Origin of the sequence: Pseudomonas sp. GW531-T4, from assembly GCF_017349615.1 — a bacterium.
In the GTDB taxonomy this organism is placed as follows: Bacteria; Pseudomonadota; Gammaproteobacteria; order Pseudomonadales; family Pseudomonadaceae; genus Aquipseudomonas; species Aquipseudomonas chlororaphis_I.
Map to the genome: position 1 here is coordinate 54,318 of NZ_JACMZT010000022.1, position 18,287 is coordinate 72,604.

At 62.7% G+C, this 18,287-nt stretch carries 13 protein-coding genes; 8 read left to right on the top strand and 5 right to left on the bottom strand.

What is annotated here, in order from left to right; genetic code table 11:
- Positions 1-31: 31 nt before the first annotated feature.
- From J4D28_RS18455 to J4D28_RS18465, 3 genes are read left to right on the top strand one after another with little or no spacing between them, the layout of a single operon-like run.
- On the top strand, positions 32-781 hold the full coding sequence (locus J4D28_RS18455) for a 5-oxoprolinase subunit PxpA (RefSeq protein ID WP_103331391.1): 750 nt from the start codon (positions 32-34) through the stop codon (positions 779-781).
- A complete protein-coding gene (locus tag J4D28_RS18460) occupies positions 778-1,482 on the top strand; it encodes an allophanate hydrolase subunit 1 (protein ID WP_103331390.1) in 705 nt (234 codons plus the stop codon). Before J4D28_RS18455 ends, J4D28_RS18460 begins: the two co-directional genes overlap by 4 nt.
- A complete protein-coding gene (locus J4D28_RS18465) occupies positions 1,479-2,393 on the top strand; it encodes a biotin-dependent carboxyltransferase family protein (RefSeq protein ID WP_103331389.1) in 915 nt (304 codons plus the stop codon). Before J4D28_RS18460 ends, J4D28_RS18465 begins: the two co-directional genes overlap by 4 nt.
- Positions 2,394-2,521: 128 nt before the next feature.
- Here the strand turns inward: J4D28_RS18465 and J4D28_RS18470 are convergent, their stop codons facing one another.
- From J4D28_RS18470 to J4D28_RS18480, 3 genes are all read right to left on the bottom strand, one after another.
- Positions 2,522-3,700 carry a VWA domain-containing protein gene (locus J4D28_RS18470; protein ID WP_007926886.1) on the bottom strand — a complete coding sequence of 393 codons (1,179 nt, stop codon included), beginning with the start codon at positions 3,698-3,700 and terminating at the stop codon, positions 2,522-2,524.
- A gap of 12 nt (positions 3,701-3,712) precedes the next feature.
- Positions 3,713-4,558 carry a MoxR family ATPase gene (locus J4D28_RS18475; RefSeq protein WP_016705272.1) on the bottom strand — a complete coding sequence of 282 codons (846 nt, stop codon included), beginning with the start codon at positions 4,556-4,558 and terminating at the stop codon, positions 3,713-3,715.
- 143 nt (positions 4,559-4,701) lie between these two features.
- Positions 4,702-5,775 carry a DUF748 domain-containing protein gene (locus tag J4D28_RS18480; protein WP_103331388.1) on the bottom strand — a complete coding sequence of 358 codons (1,074 nt, stop codon included), beginning with the start codon at positions 5,773-5,775 and terminating at the stop codon, positions 4,702-4,704.
- A 133-nt stretch (positions 5,776-5,908) separates the two neighbouring features.
- On the opposite strand from J4D28_RS18480, the gene cysK reads away from it, so the two are divergent.
- The 4 genes from cysK (at position 5,909) to J4D28_RS18500 (ending at position 9,914) form a co-directional block, all read left to right on the top strand.
- Positions 5,909-6,883, top strand: a complete 975-nt coding sequence (gene cysK / locus J4D28_RS18485; protein ID WP_103331387.1) for a cysteine synthase A — start codon at positions 5,909-5,911, stop codon at positions 6,881-6,883.
- Between the two features lie 263 nt (positions 6,884-7,146).
- Positions 7,147-8,085: an aspartyl/asparaginyl beta-hydroxylase domain-containing protein gene (locus J4D28_RS18490; RefSeq protein ID WP_009047585.1), complete on the top strand. Its 939-nt coding sequence runs from the start codon at positions 7,147-7,149 to the stop codon at positions 8,083-8,085.
- A gap of 345 nt (positions 8,086-8,430) precedes the next feature.
- Positions 8,431-9,294, top strand: coding sequence for a DMT family transporter (locus J4D28_RS18495; RefSeq protein WP_103331386.1), 864 nt, complete (start codon positions 8,431-8,433; stop codon positions 9,292-9,294).
- Between the two features lie 233 nt (positions 9,295-9,527).
- Positions 9,528-9,914, top strand: coding sequence for a hypothetical protein (locus J4D28_RS18500; protein ID WP_103331385.1), 387 nt, complete (start codon positions 9,528-9,530; stop codon positions 9,912-9,914).
- Between the two features lie 178 nt (positions 9,915-10,092).
- On the opposite strand, the gene J4D28_RS18505 is transcribed toward J4D28_RS18500, so the two are convergent.
- Both J4D28_RS18505 and J4D28_RS18510 read right to left on the bottom strand, forming a co-directional pair.
- On the bottom strand, positions 10,093-14,727 hold the full coding sequence (locus tag J4D28_RS18505) for an autotransporter domain-containing protein (RefSeq protein ID WP_103331404.1): 4,635 nt from the start codon (positions 14,725-14,727) through the stop codon (positions 10,093-10,095).
- 709 nt (positions 14,728-15,436) lie between these two features.
- Positions 15,437-16,351, bottom strand: coding sequence for a DMT family transporter (locus J4D28_RS18510; protein WP_016702617.1), 915 nt, complete (start codon positions 16,349-16,351; stop codon positions 15,437-15,439).
- A gap of 198 nt (positions 16,352-16,549) precedes the next feature.
- Here J4D28_RS18510 and aceK point away from each other — a divergent pair, with 198 nt between their 5' ends.
- Complete coding sequence (aceK, locus tag J4D28_RS18515) at positions 16,550-18,271, top strand: bifunctional isocitrate dehydrogenase kinase/phosphatase (RefSeq protein ID WP_009047590.1); 1,722 nt, start codon at positions 16,550-16,552, stop codon at positions 18,269-18,271.
- Positions 18,272-18,287: the final 16 nt, after the last annotated feature.

Genomic DNA, 18,287 nt, shown 5'->3' on the forward strand with positions numbered 1-18,287 from the left:
CAAAACGACAAACGCTACAGGAGCACTGACCGTGAGCCGCCTGTTATTGAATTGCGACATCGGCGAAAGCTTTGGCAACTGGACCATGGGCCTGGATGCCGAGGTGATGCCGTTCATCGATTGCGCCAACATCGCCTGCGGTTTCCATGCCGGCGACCCGAGCATCATGCGCAAGACCGTCAGCCTGGCCCTGGCCAATGGCGTGCGCATCGGCGCGCACCCTGCGTACCAGGACCTGGCCGGTTTCGGCCGCCGTTCCATGGCCTACGGCGCCCAGGAACTGCAGGACCTGCTGCATTACCAGATCGGCGCCCTCGACGGTATCTGCCGGGCCCAGGGCAGCCGGGTGAGCTACGTCAAACCCCATGGCGCCATGTACAACGACATGATGGCCAACCCAGCGCAGTTGCGCGCGGTGATCCAGGCGGTGGCCGCCTACGACCGGCAGCTGCCGTTGATGCTGATGGCCACCCGTGACAACAGCGCGGCCCAGGCCCTGGGCGACGAGTTCGGCGTGACCCTGTGGTTCGAAGCCTTCGCCGACCGCGCCTACGACAACGCCGGCCATCTGGTGTCGCGGCAACTGCCAGGGGCGGTGCATCACGACCCGGAAAAGATCATTGCCCAGGCCTTGACCATCGCCCGTGGCAACGCGCTGCTGGCCAGCGACGGCAGCGCCTTGCACCTGCAGGCCAATACCCTGTGCGTGCACGGCGACAACGCCAGTTCGGTGGCCGCCGTGCAGCGTATCCGCGCGGCCCTTGCGCAGTTGCCAGCATGAAAATACGCCTTGAAGTGGTGGCCATCGATTGCCTGATGGTGCGCCTGTTCGATGCCATCGCCGAGGCCAACATGCCGTGGATGCTCGCCGCCAGCGAGCGCCTGCGGGCAGCCTTCGGCGGGCAGTTGATCGACCTGGTGCCGTCCTACACCACGCTGATGGTGCACTACGACCTGCGGGCCTTGAGCCCGTCCCAGGCCCGGGAGCTGATCGATGTGGCGCTGACCGACCTGACTCCGGACTCGCGCACCGGTGGCCAGCGCCATGTGCTGCCGGTCTGGTACGACCTCAGCGTTGGCCCCGAGCTGAGCCTGTTGTCGCGACGCAGTGGCCTGTCGGTGAGCGAGGTGATCCGTTGCCACAGTGAGCGTGAATACCAGGTGTTCGCCCTGGGGTTTGCGCCGGGTTTCGCCTTTATGGGGCTGGTGGACGAAGTGCTGGCCGCGCCGCGCCTGGATACGCCGCGCAAGCGCGTGGCGGCCGGTAGCGTGGGGATTGCCGAGCGGCAGACCGCGGCTTATCCGGTGGTGTCGCCGGGTGGCTGGAACCTGATCGGGCGCACACCAAGCCGGCTGTTCGATCGCGAGCGCGACGGCTACAGCCTGATGCAACCGGGCGACAGCGTGCGTTTCGCCGCGGTGGAACACGCCGAATTCATCCGCCTGGGCGGCGACGACACGCCACTGGAGGTGCCGGCATGAGCCGCCTGACGATCGAAGCCAGCACACCGCTGTGCCTGTTGCAGGACGCCGGTCGCTTTGGCGTGCGGCACCTGGGCGTGACCCAGGGTGGCGCGCTGGACTGGGTGTCGATGTCCTGGGCCAACTGGCTGCTGGGCAACGTTTTGGATGCGCCGGTGATCGAGATCACCCTGGGCGGCTTCAGCATGGTCGCCGAGGAGCTGTGCCTGCTGGCGCTGGCGGGGGCCGACCTGGGGGCCTGTATCGATGAGCGTCCGCTCAGCCCGGGGCGCAGTTTTATCCTGCAAAAAGGCCAGCGGCTGCGTTTCACCCAGCCGTACCTGGGCGCGCGGGCCTATCTGGCGGCGCCCGGCGGTTTCAATGCGCCCAAGGTGCTGGGCAGTTGCGCCAGCGTGGTCCGCGAGGAACTGGGCGGGCTCGACGGTTTCGGCCGGCCGCTGGCCGAGGGCGCGCGGCTGGAGTATTCCGGGGCAGGGGTGAACCTCAAGGAACTGTCGGGCAAGCAACTGCCGGACCTGCAATCGAAGGCGCCGCTGGAGGTGATTCTCGGGGCGCAGATCGGCCAGTTCAGCGGGCAGAGCCTGTTCGATGCCTTCAGCGCCTGGACCCTGGACAGCCGCGCCGATCGCATGGGCATGCGTCTGCTGGGGCCGCAGCTGCGCTATCAAGGGGCGCCGATGATCTCCGAGGGTATTCCCCTGGGGGCGATCCAGGTGCCGCCGGACGGCCAGCCGATTGTCCTGCTCAACGACCGGCAGACCATTGGCGGGTATCCACGGCTGGGAGCCTTGACGCCCCTGGCGCTGGCGCGGCTGGCGCAATGCCTGCCGGGCAGCGAGGTGCGCCTGATGCCGGTGGTGCAGGAGACGGCGTATCGGCAGCAGATCGAGTTTTTACGGCGGTTTGTCTGAACCGATGTAGCCGCTGCCGCAGGCTGCGATAAGGCCCGAAGGGCCTTCAAGCGGACTCAAGAGCGCGTCTGCTTCGCAGCCGATCGCAGCCTGCGGCAGCGGCTACAGGGATCGCGTTGGACGGGATCCTATTTGGAGAGAAACCGCATCCCTTCTTCCAGGCCGCGCAAGGTCAGCGGGTACATCTGGTCTTCGATCAGCTCGCGCACGATGTTGGTCGAGGCGGTATAGCCCCAGGTGTCTTTCGGGTAGGGGTTGATCCAGATGAGCTTCTTGTACTTCTCCATGAAGCGCTGCATCCACACGTAGCCGGCTTCTTCGTTCCAGTGCTCGACGCTGCCGCCGGCCTGGGTGATTTCGTAAGGCGCCATGGCGGCGTCGCCGACGAAGATCACTTTGTAGTCGGCGCCGTACTTGTGCAGCACGTCCTGGGTCGAGGTGCGTTCCGAGCCGCGGCGCAGGTTGTTCTTCCACACCGACTCATAGATGAAGTTGTGGAAGTAGTAGTACTCCAGGTGCTTGAACTCGGTCTTGCAGGCCGAGAACAGCTCCTCGCAGATCTTCACGTGGGCATCCATCGAGCCACCGATATCGAACAGCAACAGCAGCTTGATGCTGTTGCGCCGCTCCGGGCGCATCTGGATGTTCAGCAGGCCGGCGTCGCGGGCGGTGTGGTCGATGGTGCCATCGATGTCCAGCTCGTCCGCCGCGCCCTGGCGGGCGAACTTGCGCAGACGGCGCAGGGCCACCTTGATGTTGCGGGTGCCCAGTTCCACCGAGTCGTCGAGGTTCTTGTATTCGCGCTGGTCCCAGACCTTGACCGCCTTGCCCTGGCGCTTGCCGGCGTCGCCGACGCGGATGCCTTCCGGGTTGAAGCCGCCGGAGCCGAAGGGGCTGGTGCCGCCGGTGCCGATCCACTTGTTGCCGCCGGCGTGGCGTTCCTTCTGTTCTTCCAGGCGTTTCTTGAACTCTTCGATCAGCTTGTCCAGGCCGCCGAGGGACTGGATCTGCGCCCGTTCCTCATCGCTCAGCGAGCGCTCGAACTCCTTGCGCAGCCAATCCTCAGGGATCAGCGCCTGCAGGTGGTCGTCGAGTTTTTCCAGGCCGTTGAAGTAGGCGCCGAACGCGCGGTCGAACTTGTCGAAGTGCCGCTCGTCCTTCACCAGGATCGCCCGGGACAGGTAATAGAACTCGTCCATGTCGGCGAAGGTCACGCGCTGCTTGAGCGCGTTGATCAGGTCGAGCAGCTCGCGCACCGACACCGGAACCTTGGCGGCACGCATTTCATTGAACAGGTTGAGCAGCATGACAATGCCCTCTCAGCGGGTGCCGCGACGGCTCATGAACGCCAGGCGTTCCAGCAATTGTACGTCCTGCTCGTTCTTCACCAGGGCGCCGGCCAGTGGCGGGATGGCCTTGGTCGGATCGCGTTCGCGCAGCACCGCTTCGCCGATGTTGTCGGCCATCAGCAGCTTGAGCCAGTCCACCAGCTCGGAGGTCGAAGGCTTCTTCTTCAGGCCCGGCACCTTGCGCACGTCGAAGAACACGTCCAGCGCTTCGCTGACCAGGTCCTTCTTGATGTCCGGGTAGTGCACGTCGACGATTTTCTGCAGGGTGGTGCGGTCGGGGAAGGCGATGTAGTGGAAGAAGCAGCGGCGCAGGAAGGCGTCCGGCAGCTCTTTCTCGTTGTTGGAGGTAATGATGATGATCGGGCGCTGCTTGGCCTTGATGGTCTCGTCGATTTCGTAGACGTAGAACTCCATCTTGTCGAGTTCCTGCAACAGGTCGTTGGGGAACTCGATGTCGGCCTTGTCGATTTCGTCGATCAGCAGGATCACCCGCTCCTCGGATTCGAAGGCCTCCCACAGCTTGCCTTTCTTCAGGTAGTTGCGGATGTCATGCACCTTGTCCACGCCCAACTGCGAATCGCGCAGGCGGCTCACCGCGTCGTACTCGTACAGGCCCTGGTGAGCCTTGGTGGTGGACTTGATGTGCCAGGTGATCAGCTTGGCACCGAAGGACTCGGCCAGTTGCTCGGCGAGCATGGTCTTGCCGGTGCCCGGTTCGCCCTTGACCAGCAGCGGCCGCTCCAGGGTGATGGCGGCATTGACTGCCAGCTTCAGGTCATCGGTGGCGACGTACGCGCTGGTGCCTTCGAACTTCATCTGCAATTCCTCGAACGGTAACGCCGACGTGCATCGAGCAGGTCGGAAGAATAAAACACGAATGGCCGACTATAGCGCGGCGCCCGGTCGACTGTGAACGCAGACGCCCTATTCAGTCTCTGAATGGGGCGTCACATGGTGACTCAGTCAGTGGATGGCTTGGGGCGCTCATACTGGGCATTGAAGGCCTCGATGAAACCATTGCGTAAAATCTGTAAAAAAGCCTGGAATGCGCTGACATCACGCTGATGTACGCTGCCTTTGAGTTCAACCCGGGTGGCGAACTGGTTTTTCCCCTGGTTTTTCAGCACGGTTTCGCTGCCCCCCACCAGGGCTTCCCAGATCGAGCGGAATATCCCCTTGTCCTTGTTCTCGACATCCTGCCGCCAGTTGAACACATCGACATCGCGCAACAGCGGCTTTATATAGCCGGTGAGCTGGCCCTTGTTGGCCTCGGCTTCGATCACCAGGTCACCGTGGCCGGCGTTGAAGTCGAATTTGCCATAGGCGCCGGCGAAGTCGTTCAAGCGCTTGAGTTCGATGTCCTGCACACGCAGGCGGAACGCGAAGTCCTGGAAGTCGCTCAGCGGGTCGAAGGTGGCGTTGGTTTCCAGGGGCGCATGGTCCAGCAGCATGGCCTTGCCTTCGAGGCGGGCGTCACGTTTGCCCTGGGTGTCGACCACGTTGGTCAGGTTGTAGGCGCTGGCGTTGACCTGGGTGGCGCTCATGTTCACCGGCGGTTTGGAGTTGAAGTTACGGAAACTGATCTTGCCGTCGCTGACTTGTACTTCGTTGAGGGTGATGGGCAGCAGCTTGTTCAGCTGGGCCCGCCAGTCGGTGCCTTCGCCGGTTTGCGAATTCTTTTTGTTGGAGTCGTCGACGAAGTTGACCTGCGGCCCGACGAATTGCACTTCGGCCACCACTGCATGGTCGTACCACAGGGAGTGCCAGCTCACGGACAGATCGACCAGCGGAGCATTGACGAACGGCACCGGCACCTTACCGTCGACCTTGACGATTTTCAGGCCGTTGATCCGGTACGCACCGCGCCACAGGGCCAGGTCGACATCGGCGATCTGGCCGCGGTAGTCGCCCATGTTGGCGAGCCGGTCATTGAGGTAGTCGCGCACCAGATAGGGCATGGCGATGTGCAGGGCAACCAGCAGCACCAGCACCCCGGCGAGGGTCCACAGGGGCCAACTGTAGCGACGTTTCATGAGCATGAGTCTCCAGCCATGTGCCTTATAGCGATTGACTCCCCGGCATCGCAGTCGTTCGTCCCGACTGGACGCTCATGGGTGCGAGGCATACCCTTGGACACTTCCTTTCACGCTGTACAAGGACCCAGCCATGAGCCGCATTTTCGTCGACAACGCCCATTCCATTGGCAATACGCCGCTGGTGCAGATCAACCGCATCGCGCCCCGCGGCGTCACCATCCTGGCCAAGATCGAAGGGCGCAACCCGGGTTATTCGGTGAAGTGCCGGATCGGCGCGAACATGATCTGGGACGCGGAAAGCAGCGGCAAACTCAAGCCGGGCATGAGCATCATCGAGCCGACCTCGGGCAATACCGGCATCGGCCTGGCATTCGTCGCCGCGGCCCGTGGCTACAGGCTGGTCCTGACCATGCCGGCGTCGATGAGCATCGAGCGGCGCAAGGTGCTCAAGGCCCTGGGGGCCGAGCTGGTGTTGACCGAGCCGGCCAAGGGCATGAAAGGCGCGATCGAGAAGGCCGCGGAAATCCTTGCCAGCGACCCTGAAAAATATTTCATGCCGCAGCAGTTCGATAACCCGGCCAACCCGGCGATCCACGAGAAAACCACCGGTCCGGAAATCTGGAATGACACCGATGGCGCCGTGGACGTGCTGGTGGCCGGCGTCGGCACTGGCGGCACCATCACCGGGGTTTCCCGCTACATCAAGAAGACCCAGGGCAAACCTATCCTGTCGGTGGCGGTGGAGCCGAGCGTGTCGCCGGTGATCACCCAGAAACTGGCCGGCGAAGAGATCAAGCCCAGCCCGCACAAGATCCAGGGCATCGGTGCCGGTTTTGTGCCGAGCAACCTCGACCTGTCGGTGGTCGACCGGGTCGAGCTGGTGAGCGACGAGGAATCCAAGGTCATGGCCCTGCGCCTGATGCAGGAGGAGGGGATCCTCTGTGGCATTTCCTCCGGCGCGGCGATGGCGGTGGCGGTGCGCCTGGCAGAAACCCCCGAGATGCAGGGCAAGACCATAGTGGTGGTGCTGCCGGATTCGGGTGAGCGTTACCTGTCGAGCATGCTGTTCAGCGACCTGTTCACCGAGCAGGAGAACCAGCAGTAAGACACAAGGGAAGGTGATCGCCGGAGCCGGCTGGCCGGCGATCGAAGGTACGGCGGCTGCGGTGTGCAGGGCACAGCACAATTGTGCTGACCTGCATCAGCTGGCGTTCAGGTGACTTATGTTAATTAGCGTTTTATTGCACGACTGTTAACACTGTTTGTTGGTTTGTGCGGGTTTTTCCAGGGGCCAGGAGTGTTTATGATGGCCGGCTGCCATGTCGGATGAATGCTGCCCCGCTGGTAATTATTTCAAGGAGATATTGCATGAGCCTTTCGTTTGCCGCCAAGTCCGCGGTGTTGCTGCTATTTATCGGCAGTACTCTCTACGTGCATTTACGCGGTAAGGCTCGACTGCCGGTGCTGCGTCAGTTCGTCAACCATTCGGCGCTGTTCGCTCCTTATAACGCCTTGATGTACCTGTTTTCCGGTGTGCCTTCCAAGCCTTACCTGGACCGCAGCAAGTTCCCCGAGCTGGATGTGCTCAAGGACAACTGGGAAGTGATCCGCGACGAGGCCATGCACCTGTTCGACGAGGGTTATATCCGCGCCGCCGAGAAGAATAACGACGCCGGTTTCGGTTCGTTCTTCAAGAAGGGATGGAAGCGTTTCTACCTCAAGTGGTACGACAAACCCCTGCCATCGGCCGAAATGCTGTGCCCGAAGACCGTTGAGCTGGTCAGTCGTATTCCCAACGTCAAGGGCGCGATGTTCGCCCTGCTGCCCGGTGGCAGCCACCTGAACCCACACCGTGACCCGTTCGCCGGTTCCCTGCGTTATCACCTGGGCCTGTCCACACCGAACTCCGACGACTGCCGGATCTTCGTCGACGGCCAGGTCTACGCCTGGCGCGATGGCGAAGACGTGATGTTCGACGAAACCTACGTGCATTGGGTGAAGAACGAGACCGACAAGACTCGGGTCATCCTGTTCTGCGACATCGAGCGTCCACTGAGCAACTCGCTGATGACCCGCATCAACCGCTGGATCAGCGGCTGGCTGGGGCGTGCCACCGCGCCGCAGAACCTCGACGACGAGCGCGTCGGCGGGATCAACCAGGCCTATGCCTGGAGCAAGCGTTTCAGCGACCGCATCAGTGGTGTGGTCAAGCAATGGAAACGCCGCAATCCGAAGCTCTACCGCGTCCTGCGTCCGGTGCTGGCGGTGGTGGTCCTGACCGCCCTGGGCTACTGGCTGTTCGGATAAGGCGTTGCAATGAATATCGGGCGCTGGTTATAGTCGGCGCCCGGTGTATCAGAAGACTCACCTTCCTCTTCAGAAAGATCAGCACATGCCTCATTCCCTCATCAACGCGGTAGTCGATTCAGCGGTCAACGCTGGCGTCGTGCCGTGCGGGAACCCGCAGCCTGTGCAGATCAGTCATTACCCCCCACCTGTCAGTAGCACGCCGGTGTGCGCCGTCGTATCACCGCCGGGCGTTGTCGTACGGGGCTGATCAGCAACCTCTGCTGTTGCCCGCGCCCGCCAGAAAAAACTACTGAATTTCAGCCTCGGCTGAGTTGGCCATTTGCCTGATTACAGGTGGTATTCATGTTGTTCATAGCAAAAAAGTCCGCGCTCGCGGCGGCTTCCACGAGCCTGTTCGTCCTGCTCTGGAGCAGTGGGGCGATTTTCTCCAAATGGGGGCTGGCCCATGCCTCGCCCTTTGCCTTCCTGTTGTTCCGTTTCGCCATCGCCCTGTGCGGCCTGGTGCTGCTGATTCCCTTGCTCAAGCTGCGTTTGCCCCGCGGGCGCAAGCCGATGCTGTACGCGGTGGCCACCGGGCTGGTGTTGCTGGGGGCGTACCAGATCTTCTACCTGCTGGCCCTGGACCTGAAGGTCACCCCCGGCGTGATGGCCACCATCATGGGGGTGCAGCCGATCCTCACCGTGGTGATCATGGAGCGTCAGCGTTCCTGGAGCCGGATGTTCGGCCTGGCGCTGGGCCTGGCCGGGTTGATCATGGTGGTCTACCAGGGCATTGGCCTGGCAGGCATGTCGCTGGCCGGGATGCTCTTCGGCCTGCTGGCCCTGGTGAGCATGACCCTGGGCTCGATCATGCAGAAACGCATCAGTGACAACCCGCTGGGCACCCTGCCGGTGCAATACCTGGCCGGGCTGTTGCTGTGCGCGCTGTTCGTGCCGTTCCAGTCGTTTCACTTCGAGCGCAGCGTCGGCTTTATTGTCCCGGCGCTGTGGATGGGACTGGTGGTCTCGGTGCTGGCGACCCTGCTGCTGTACCGGCTGATCGCTCGCGGCAACCTGGTGAATGTCACCAGCCTGTTCTACCTGGTGCCGGCGGTGACGGCCGTGATGGACTACCTGTTCTTCGGTAATCGACTGGCGCTGCTGAGCGTGTTCGGCATGCTGTTGATCATCGTCGGGCTGGTGTTCGTGTTCCGCAAAAACAGCTGATTCAGAAAGTGCCGGGCGCAGCTTTCGACTTGATCGAAGCTGCGCCTTTTTTTGTCTGGGGCGCACCCTTCAGATTGGCCAGGACTGGCCGATAGCAATGGTGGCTTATTGATATTAAATTGCGTTCGCTTTTACCCTATTTATTAAGGCTTTGGGAATAAGACAAACCTTAAAAATTAAAGATTCCTTCTACACTGACGACATACTCTTCAGGCCCAATGGAGATAGTCAGAATGAGTAGCAAGCTGGTTTTGGCAGGTGTCGGCATGTTTCTAGGTTTGAGTGGAATCTGTTCCGCAGCCCCTCAAAGCATCCAGGGAACGATCTATTTTCACGGCAGCATCGTCGAGGAACCTTGCACGCCAAGCTCGACTGCCAATGGCGGGGCCGTATTGAGCCTGCGCCAGTGCCCACAACTGTCGCGGGGTAACGACATCCGGGTGCACGGGGTCGGTCCGTCGAGCACGGTGACGGCCGTCGGCCAGTCGCCGGTCAACGTCAAACTGGTGACGGACAGCGGCAAGGACGGGCGCTACTACGATCAGCACTATGCGCTGGTCGATGGGGCAGGCAAATCGGTGAAATCGGGGACCTACCTGATTACCCTGACGTCGCCATGACGCAGGTATAGCCCAATGCCCGGCGCTAGAGCGCCGGGTATTGAATGGCCGTCACGGATGCCCCCGTTGTTGCTGGAGGCATGCCTTGACGAAAGGCAAAAAAAGACCGGCAAGTGCACCTTGCCGGTCAATCCACAATACGCAGCGGCGGGGCCGCCGCTGCGTGATCAGGGCGGGGTCAGAAGCGGTAGCTGGCGTTCAGGCTCAGGCCGTGTTCGCTGGCACCGCTGCCCAGTTGCCCGCTGTAGGCGGCGCCCAGGCTCAGCTCGGGAGTCACCCGGGTTTCCACTCCGGCTTCGACCACTGCGCTGTTGCGCGAGTAAGCCGCGCCTTCGGTGCGGAACGCATCGCTGCCGTCGAAACGGTAGGTGTTGGACGGCGTGATGCCGGCCAGGGCGTGTTTCCAGCCGGCGCTGCCGAACACGGTCAGCAACTTGCCGTTATCCAGCTGCTTGTCGGCGCTGGCGCGCAGACCCAGGGTGGAGAACGTCTGCTCGTCCGACGCGTGCTTGGCGCGCAGGGCCGCAGGGCCGCCATCTTCCTTGAAGCCTTCGCTCTTGACCTGCACATAGGCCAGGTTGGCGAAGGGTTCCAGCTGTACCGAAGGGCTGAGGTCGAAGCGCCGGCCCAGCTCACCGAAGGCTTGCAGGGTATTGGCGTCATGCTTGGACTTCAGGTGGTCGCTGTAGCCGGCGAAGTTCACCGAACGCTTGGCGTCGATCCGGCTCCAGGTGTACGCCATGCCGCCGCGCAGGTCGAACCCGCTGACCTGTGCTCCGCCATAGACACCCAGATGGATGTTGTCGTTGTCGCTCGAGGAGTCGCGTGACGAGCTCTTCAGGTCGGTACGACTGTAGCCGGTCAGCACGCCGACATGGCCGCTGTCACCAACCGCGGTATCGACACCCGTCAGGAAGCCCTTGGTGTCGCTGCGCAGGGTGGCGGTATTGCTGTCACCCTTGACCTCGCCCCAGTTGCCCAGCGTGGTGATCCACGGGGTCAGGCCGGAGTGTGCGTCGCTCGCGGTGTCAGCCGGCTGGGCGACAGTCGCCGAACGCAGACGGCTGTTCGCCGCGTCGCGCACCAGGCGGCTGTCCTGGATCAGCGCCGAACGGGTGGAGTTGTGGAGCTCGCCGGACAGTTGATCGAAGGCATCGCGTGCCTGGTGGTCATCGGGCAGATAGGCGATGGCCTCGAACAGTTTGTTGTGCACCGGTGGCGTCAGCGCTGGCACGGCCGCGCCTTTCAGGCTTTGTGCCGCAGTGGCCGTGGCCCGCTGGTTAGGGGTGAAGGCGGCTTCCTGGAACAGGCGAGTCTGCTGCACATCCAGGTAGGCATTGTGGCTGTCGTAGTTGTCCACCAGGTCATAGAAGGTCGAGACCCAGGTATCGCCCGTCAGCTTGTAACGACCGCTCAGGCCCTGCTGGGTTGCGAGCACCAGATAACGACGGTCCAGCTCGTAGCGTTTGCTGTCGAGTTTGTCCGCGTTGATGATGCTGCCGTCCTCGAGCCGCGCCGCGCCGTTCACCAGCAGCCGGTCGTTGGCTCCGGTGCTCAGCAGTTCGGCATGGAAGGTCGAACCGCTGTGCTGGTCGAGATCGCCGGTCAGGCTCAGAGTGCCGATGGAGTTGCCGGGGGCGATGGTCGCGCCTTTGTGCAGGGTGACGTTGCCGACCTGGCCGTTGCCCGCCAGGGTGGCGCCGTCATACACGTCGGTCGAGCCGCCGAGCTTGCCATTGACGGCCAGGATGCCCGAATCGACGTAGCTGCGGCCGTGGAAGGCGGAGCTGTCGCCGCTCAGTTCGGTGCGCCCGGCACCGCGCTTATAGAGCGTACCGGTGCCGGAGAGGGCGCCGCCGAAGGTGTAGGCGTTGGCACGGTTGAACACCAGGCTGCCGGGTGCGTCGATCTGCACGTCGCCGAGGATCGAGCCGCTGTTGCCGCCGTTCGCGCCGGCCCCCAGTTGCAGGGTGCCGTTGCTGATCAGCGTGCCGCCCTTGTAGGTGTTTTCGCCGGTGAGCACGGTGCTGCCCGTGCCGCGCTGCTCGACCGAGCCGCTGCCGTAGATGACGTGGTCGTACTGGTACTGGTTGTTGCGGTCGAACACGACCTGGCCATCGTTGCCGATATCGCTGAGCACTTCGCCTTGGCTGCCGTTGAAGGCGCCGATGTGCAGGCTGGCGTTCTTGTCGACCTGCACTTGCCCGGCCATGCGGTTGTTCAGCAGCAGTTCGCCGCCCTTGACATTCAACTGGCCGGTGAAGCCGCTGGAGTCACCGTTGAACACGGTCTGCCCGGCGATGTGATTGACGCGGCCCTTACCTTCGAAGCCGGCATCGAACTGGTAGTTGCGGTCGCTGTGGTTGAACTGGACCAGGCCCTGGCCTTGACCGAAGACCACGCGTTTGGCTTCCAGATGGCCTGCGCCCTTGGCGTCGGCGGCCTTGTCGCTGGTCGCGCCCACATAAAGCGCAGCGTTGGAGCTGCTGTCGTTGGCGATCCGCAGGGTGCCACCGCCGACTTTGGCCACGCCCTGGTTGGCGAGTACCAGGCTGGCGTTGCCGCTCTGGCCCACGATCATGTCGCCGAGGGTTTCCCACAGGCTGCCCGTGCCATCGACGCTGGCGCTGCCATTGGCGCCCTGGTTGGCACCGATGATGCCGTCCTGGCTGGTTACCTGGCCGCCATTCTTGATGTCCAGGGCACCGTTGCCGGCGCCGCCGACGATCAGGGTCTTGTCGGTGGAGAGCGAGCTGTTGTCGACGCTGACCGAACCATTCGAGCCTTTTTGTGCACCGAGGACGGTGTTGCCACCGTTCTGCACCTTGGCGCCGTTGGTGAGCGACAGCGAGCCATTGCCCGACTGGCCCACGATCATGTCACCCAGGCTTTTCCAGAGGCTACCCGCGCCATCGAGGCTGGCGCTGCCATTCGAACCCAGATCGGCAGCGATGATGCTGTCCTGGCTGTTGACCTGACCACCGTTCTTGACGTCCAGGACGCCATTGCCGGCGCCGCCGACGATCAGGGTCTTGTCGGTGGAGAGCGTACCGTTGTCGACGCTGACCGTACCGCTTGAGCCTTTTTTGGCAGCGATGACGGTGTTGCCAGCGGTCTGCACCTTGGCGCCGTTGGTCAGCGACAGCGAGCCGTTACCCGACTGGCCCACGATCATGTCGCCCAGGCTTTTCCAGAGGCTGCCCGCGCCATCGAGGCTGGCGCTGCCAGTGGAGCCCAGGTCGGCAGCGATGATGCTGTCCTGGCTGTTGACCTGACCGCCGTTCTTGACTTCCAGGACGCCGTTGCCGGCGCCGCCGACGATCAGGGTCTTGTCGGTGGACAGCGTGCCGTTGTCGACGCTGACCTTACCGCTTGAGCCTTTTTGCGCAGCGATCACGGTGTTGCCAGCGGTCTGCACCTTGGCGCCGTTGGTCAGCGACAGCGAGCCGTTGCCCGACTGGCCCACGATCATGTCGCCCAGGCTTTTCCAGAGGCTGCCCGCGCCATCGACGCTGGCGCTGCCAGTGGAGCCCAGGTCGGCAGCGATGATGCTGTCCTGGCTGTTGACCTGACCACCGTTCTTGACTTCCAGGACGCCATTGCCGGCGCCGCCGACGATCAGGGTCTTGTCGGTGGAGAGCGTGCTGTTGTCGACGCTGACCGAACCATTCGAGCCTTTTTGCGCAGCGATCACGGTGTTGCCAGCGGTCTGCACCTTGGCGCCGTTGGTGAGCGACAGCGAGCCGTTGCCCGACTGGCCGACGGTCATGTCGCCGAGGGTTTTCCAGAGGCTGCCCGCGCCATCGAGGCTGGCGGTGCCAGTGGAGCCCAGGTCGGCAGCGATGAGGCTGTCCTGGCTGTTGACCTGGCTGCCGTTCTTGACCAGCAGGGTGCCATTGCCGGCGCCGCCGACGATCAGGGTCTTGTCGGTGGAGAGCGTGCTGTTGTCGACGCTGACCGAACCATTCGAGCCTTTTTGCGCAGCGATCACGGTGTTGCCAGCGGTCTGTACCTTGGCGCCGTTGGTGAGCGACAGCGAGCCGTTGCCCGACTGGCCGACGGTCATGTCGCCGAGGGTTTTCCAGAGGCTGCCCGCGCCATCGAGGCTGGCGCTGCCAGTGGAACCCAGGTCGGCAGCGATGAGGCTGTCCTGGCTGTTGACCTGGCTGCCGTTCTTGACCAGCAGGGTGCCGTTGCCGGCGCCGCCGACCACCAGGCGCTTATCGCTGGTCAGGGTTGACCCGCCGTCGGCGATGAGGGTGCCGGTTGCGCCACGCTCGGAGCCGATCAGGGTGTCGCCCTGGGAGTGGGCTCGGGAGCCGCTTTTGAGGTTCAGGTCGGCGGAGCCGCCTTTGCCGACGATCAGGTCGCCGCCGGTGTTCAAGGTCGCGCCGTTGTTGAAGGTGGCCTTGCCCGTGGCGCCCTGTACGGTGCCCAGGGTGAAGCCGTCAGCGACATTCAGCTTGCCGCTGCCGCCGACATTCAATTGGCCCAGGCCGTTGTTGGCGGTGCCAACGTTCAGGCTGCCGACCGTTCGGGCGCTGTCCAGTTGCGCGACCTGGTTGCTCAGCCCGGGGAGCGGTCGATCGATATTGACCGCCTCATTGCTGGCGGGAGCGCCGTTGCTCCAGTTACCGCTGTTTTCCCAGGCGTTGCTGTCGTTGACGCGATAGGCGTTGCCGTCCTCGTCATAGGCAAAGTGATGGGCGTCTCCGGTCCAGTTCGTCGTGGCGAGTACGGCCGGGGCGAAGGTGCTCAACGCCAGGGCGACGGCGAGCGCGGTGCTGGAGGGTCTGAAACTGTGGGGTGTCATGGTCTTCTTTTCCAAGGCTGTGCCTGTGTGGTCGGAGGAGTGGAAACGGCGTCGGGTGCGCTAGGGATCAGCGGCGTGCGCCGAGGGGTGAAAGCGTTCGATGGCTGCACAGAGGCGCGAGGCGCTTCCCGGCCGGCAGAGGAGTTTTCTGGCTATGAAGTGCAATAGGACCGGTGCTGTAACAGTGCGGCCTGAGTGATCTGTTCATAAGCGTTGAATAACTGATCAAGTTGTCCGGAAAGTTGTGAGCGGGCCGGTAACTTAATAAAGAAGGAGGCGGGAATATACGTGGGGAGAGAGGTTGGGAACTTTTTTTAAACTTTTCAGAAATATCTTTATGGTGGTCGAGAATAATCTTTGTTGGTTGTGGTTAGTTCGTTGTTGTTATCAGTGGAACTGTCTGGTTCGGGCTTTTTTGCGAATTTTGTTCAAGTTTTATGGGGTTTGGACGAGGGGCAAAAGAAGGGGGTAAAACATAAAGACGGCGGGGTAATGATTTTTTGCTTGAGGGGATGTTTTTATTGAGAGGGCAGTATTTGTTTTTTAGAAGACGATGGTTTTTTATTGTTTTAAGTTTTTTTGCCGAAGGGCGGAAGTTACGGTGTCCGATATGCAGTTCGATTCTGCTCAAGCCTGATCGAGACTGTTGTGCAAGTGGCGAGCGCGCCCATGTTTCAGGACCGCTCGCAATGCCGGGGAATCGACGCGATCAGCGATCCGCCAGTTCCTGGGGCGAGGCGACCCGGGCTCCCGGTTTGAGTACCAGCCACAAGGCCGCAGCGATCAGCACGCCGCCATACAAGTGGGCCATGGACAGCGGCTCGTCTAGCAGCAACGCGCCCCACAGCACCCCGAACGGCGGGATCATGAAGGTCACGGTCATCGACTTGACCGGGCCGATCGAGCTCAGCAGGCGGAAATACAGGATGTAGGCAAAGGCGGTGCAGGCCAGCCCCAGGCCCAGCAACGACAGCCAGACGCTCCAGCCGCCCCAGCTGGCGGGCGGCTGGCTGATGGTGCTGTAGGCGAAGATCGGCAGCAGGAACAGGCTGGCGCCGAGCATGCTGCCCAGGGCCGAGAGGCGACTGTCGAGGCCGCCGGCCTGGTCCAGCCAGCGCCGCGCGAGGAAGCCGGCGAAGCCGTAGCAGGTGGTGGCGAGCAGGCAGGCCAGCGCGCCCAGCAGCAGTTCCAGGTCGAATGTCATGGGGCCGGCGCGGGTCAGGATGCCCACGCCGAACAGGCCCAGGCTGACCCCGGCGATTTTTGTCGGGGTCAGTTTCTCGTGGAAGAACAGCCCGCCGATCAGCACGCCCATCAAGGGCGTGGTGGCATTGAAGATCGCCGAATAACCGGCCGGCAACACCAGGGCCGCCACCGAATACATAGTGGCGGGGATACCGGAGTTGATCACGCCGAGCAGCAGCACGGTCTTGAACTTGCCCTGGAAGTCCCAACTGATGCGCATCAGCGCGAGGATCACCAACAGGCCGGTGGCGGCGATGGAGACGCGAAAGAAGGCCGTGGGAATGCTGCCGATCACTGGAGCGATGATGCGCATGAACAGAAAACTCGCGCCCCAGATCGCGGCCAGGGACAACAAACGCAGGGTATCGACAAGTCTCACGGCGCAACTCCTTTGATGGCCCCTGCAACGGCCCTTTTTTCGGCAGGGCGAGAGTGTTGCCGAGAGACGGGACGCGAGCAATCGCTATCTTGCGGTCGAATGGGCGGGATCCTTCTCGCTACGGAAAAATTGCACTTCTCCTGCACCCGGTTCACTGGCTAAGCTCAGGCCTTTCCGAATTCCCGCAGAGGTCTCACCATGCCGCAGAAATGGCCCGCCGCCGATATCGCTCGAACGATCCTCGATGGCTTCGACGATTACCGCGAGCACTTTCGCCAGATCACCGACGGTGCCCGGGCCCGCTTCGAACAGGCGCAGTGGCAGGAGGCACAGACCGCCTCGGCGGCGCGGATCAACCTGTACGAGGAAAAGGTCGGCGAGACCGTGCAGCGCCTGCGCACGACGTTCGACCTGGAGACCCTGCTCGACGTCAATCAGTGGCCGCTGGTGAAAAGCGCCTATATCAGCCTTATCGACCTGCGCTTCGACGATGAGCTGTCCGAGACCTGGTACAACTCGGCCTTCTGCGGCCTGTTCAGCCACGACCTGATCAGCGACGGCTGCATGTTCATCCACACCACGCGGCCGAGCCTGCGCCGCGCCCGGGCCGCGCAGACCCGCACCTACCGGCCGCAAGGACATCTGTCGACGATGCTCGAACAGATCTTCGTCGACTACCGCTTCAGCGAGGCCTATGCCGACCTGTCCGGCGACCTGCGGCGCCTGGAGTCGCAGCTGCGGGAGAACCTGCCGGACTGGGTGTGCAAGGACCCGGAACTGGCGGTGGAGCTGTTTTCCTCGGTGCTGTACCGCAACAAGGGCGCTTACCTGGTGGGGCGCATCTACACCCACGACGAGCAGTGGCCGCTGGTGATTCCGTTGCTGCATCGTGAAGGGCGGGGCATCCAGATCGACGCGCTGATCACTGACGAAGCCGAGGTGTCGATCATCTTTTCCTTCACCCGTTCCTATTTCATGGTCGACGTGCCGGTGCCGGCGGAGTTCATCGGTTTCCTCAAGCGCATCCTGCCGGGCAAGCACATCGCCGAGCTGTACACCTCCATCGGGTTCTACAAGCACGGCAAGTCCGAGTTCTACCGGGCGCTGATCAACCACCTGGCCAACACCGACGACCAGTTCATCATGGCCCCGGGCGTGCGCGGCATGGTCATGAGCGTGTTCACCTTGCCGGGCTTCAACACCGTGTTCAAGATCATCAAGGACCGCTTCTCACCGTCGAAAAACGTCGACCGCGCCACGGTGATCGAGAAGTACCGCCTGGTGAAAAGCGTCGACCGGGTCGGGCGCATGGCCGATACCCAGGAGTTCGCCGACTTCCGCTTTCCCCTGGGCAAGTTCGATCCGGCGTGCCTGGCGGAGTTGCTGGAAGTGGCGCCGTCGACGGTGTCGGTGGAGGGCGATACGGTGCTGATCCGCCACTGCTGGACCGAGCGGCGCATGACCCCGCTCAACCTCTACCTGGACCACGCCAACCCGGCCCAGGTGCGCGAGGCGCTGGACGACTACGGCCTGGCGATCAAGCAACTGGCCGCAGCGAATATCTTCCCCGGCGACATGCTGCTGAAGAACTTCGGTGTCACCCGCCATGGCCGGGTGGTGTTCTACGACTACGACGAGATCTGCTTTCTCACCGAAGCCAACTTTCGCCACATCCCGGCGCCGCGCACCCCGGAGGACGAGATGGCGTCCGAGCCCTGGTATTCCATCGGCCCGCTGGACGTGTTCCCCGAGGAATTCCCGCCGTTCCTGTTCGCCGACGCCGGGCAGCGCAAGCTGTTCGACCAGCTGCACGGCGAGCTGTACAACGCCGATTACTGGAAAGGCCTGCAGGACGCCATTCGCGCCGGCAAGGTGATCGATGTGTTCCCGTACCGGCGCAAGGACCGGGACAACGAATAGAGGGAGCAGCGGCAAG

Bases quoted from the DNA above. Each gene is read 5' to 3' on its own strand.
- J4D28_RS18460 (WP_103331390.1), top strand. From the start codon at position 778: ATGAAAATACGCCTTGAAGTGGTGGCCATCGATTGCCTGATGGTGCGC.
- J4D28_RS18465 (WP_103331389.1), top strand. From the start codon at position 1,479: ATGAGCCGCCTGACGATCGAAGCCAGCACACCGCTGTGCCTGTTGCAG.
- J4D28_RS18470 (WP_007926886.1), bottom strand. From the start codon at position 3,700: ATGCTGCTCAACCTGTTCAATGAAATGCGTGCCGCCAAGGTTCCGGTG.
- J4D28_RS18475 (WP_016705272.1), bottom strand. From the start codon at position 4,558: ATGAAGTTCGAAGGCACCAGCGCGTACGTCGCCACCGATGACCTGAAG.
- J4D28_RS18480 (WP_103331388.1), bottom strand. From the start codon at position 5,775: ATGAAACGTCGCTACAGTTGGCCCCTGTGGACCCTCGCCGGGGTGCTG.
- cysK (WP_103331387.1), top strand. From the start codon at position 5,909: ATGAGCCGCATTTTCGTCGACAACGCCCATTCCATTGGCAATACGCCG.
- J4D28_RS18490 (WP_009047585.1), top strand. From the start codon at position 7,147: ATGAGCCTTTCGTTTGCCGCCAAGTCCGCGGTGTTGCTGCTATTTATC.
- J4D28_RS18495 (WP_103331386.1), top strand. From the start codon at position 8,431: ATGTTGTTCATAGCAAAAAAGTCCGCGCTCGCGGCGGCTTCCACGAGC.
- J4D28_RS18500 (WP_103331385.1), top strand. From the start codon at position 9,528: ATGAGTAGCAAGCTGGTTTTGGCAGGTGTCGGCATGTTTCTAGGTTTG.
- J4D28_RS18505 (WP_103331404.1), bottom strand. From the start codon at position 14,727: ATGACACCCCACAGTTTCAGACCCTCCAGCACCGCGCTCGCCGTCGCC.
- aceK (WP_009047590.1), top strand. From the start codon at position 16,550: ATGCCGCAGAAATGGCCCGCCGCCGATATCGCTCGAACGATCCTCGAT.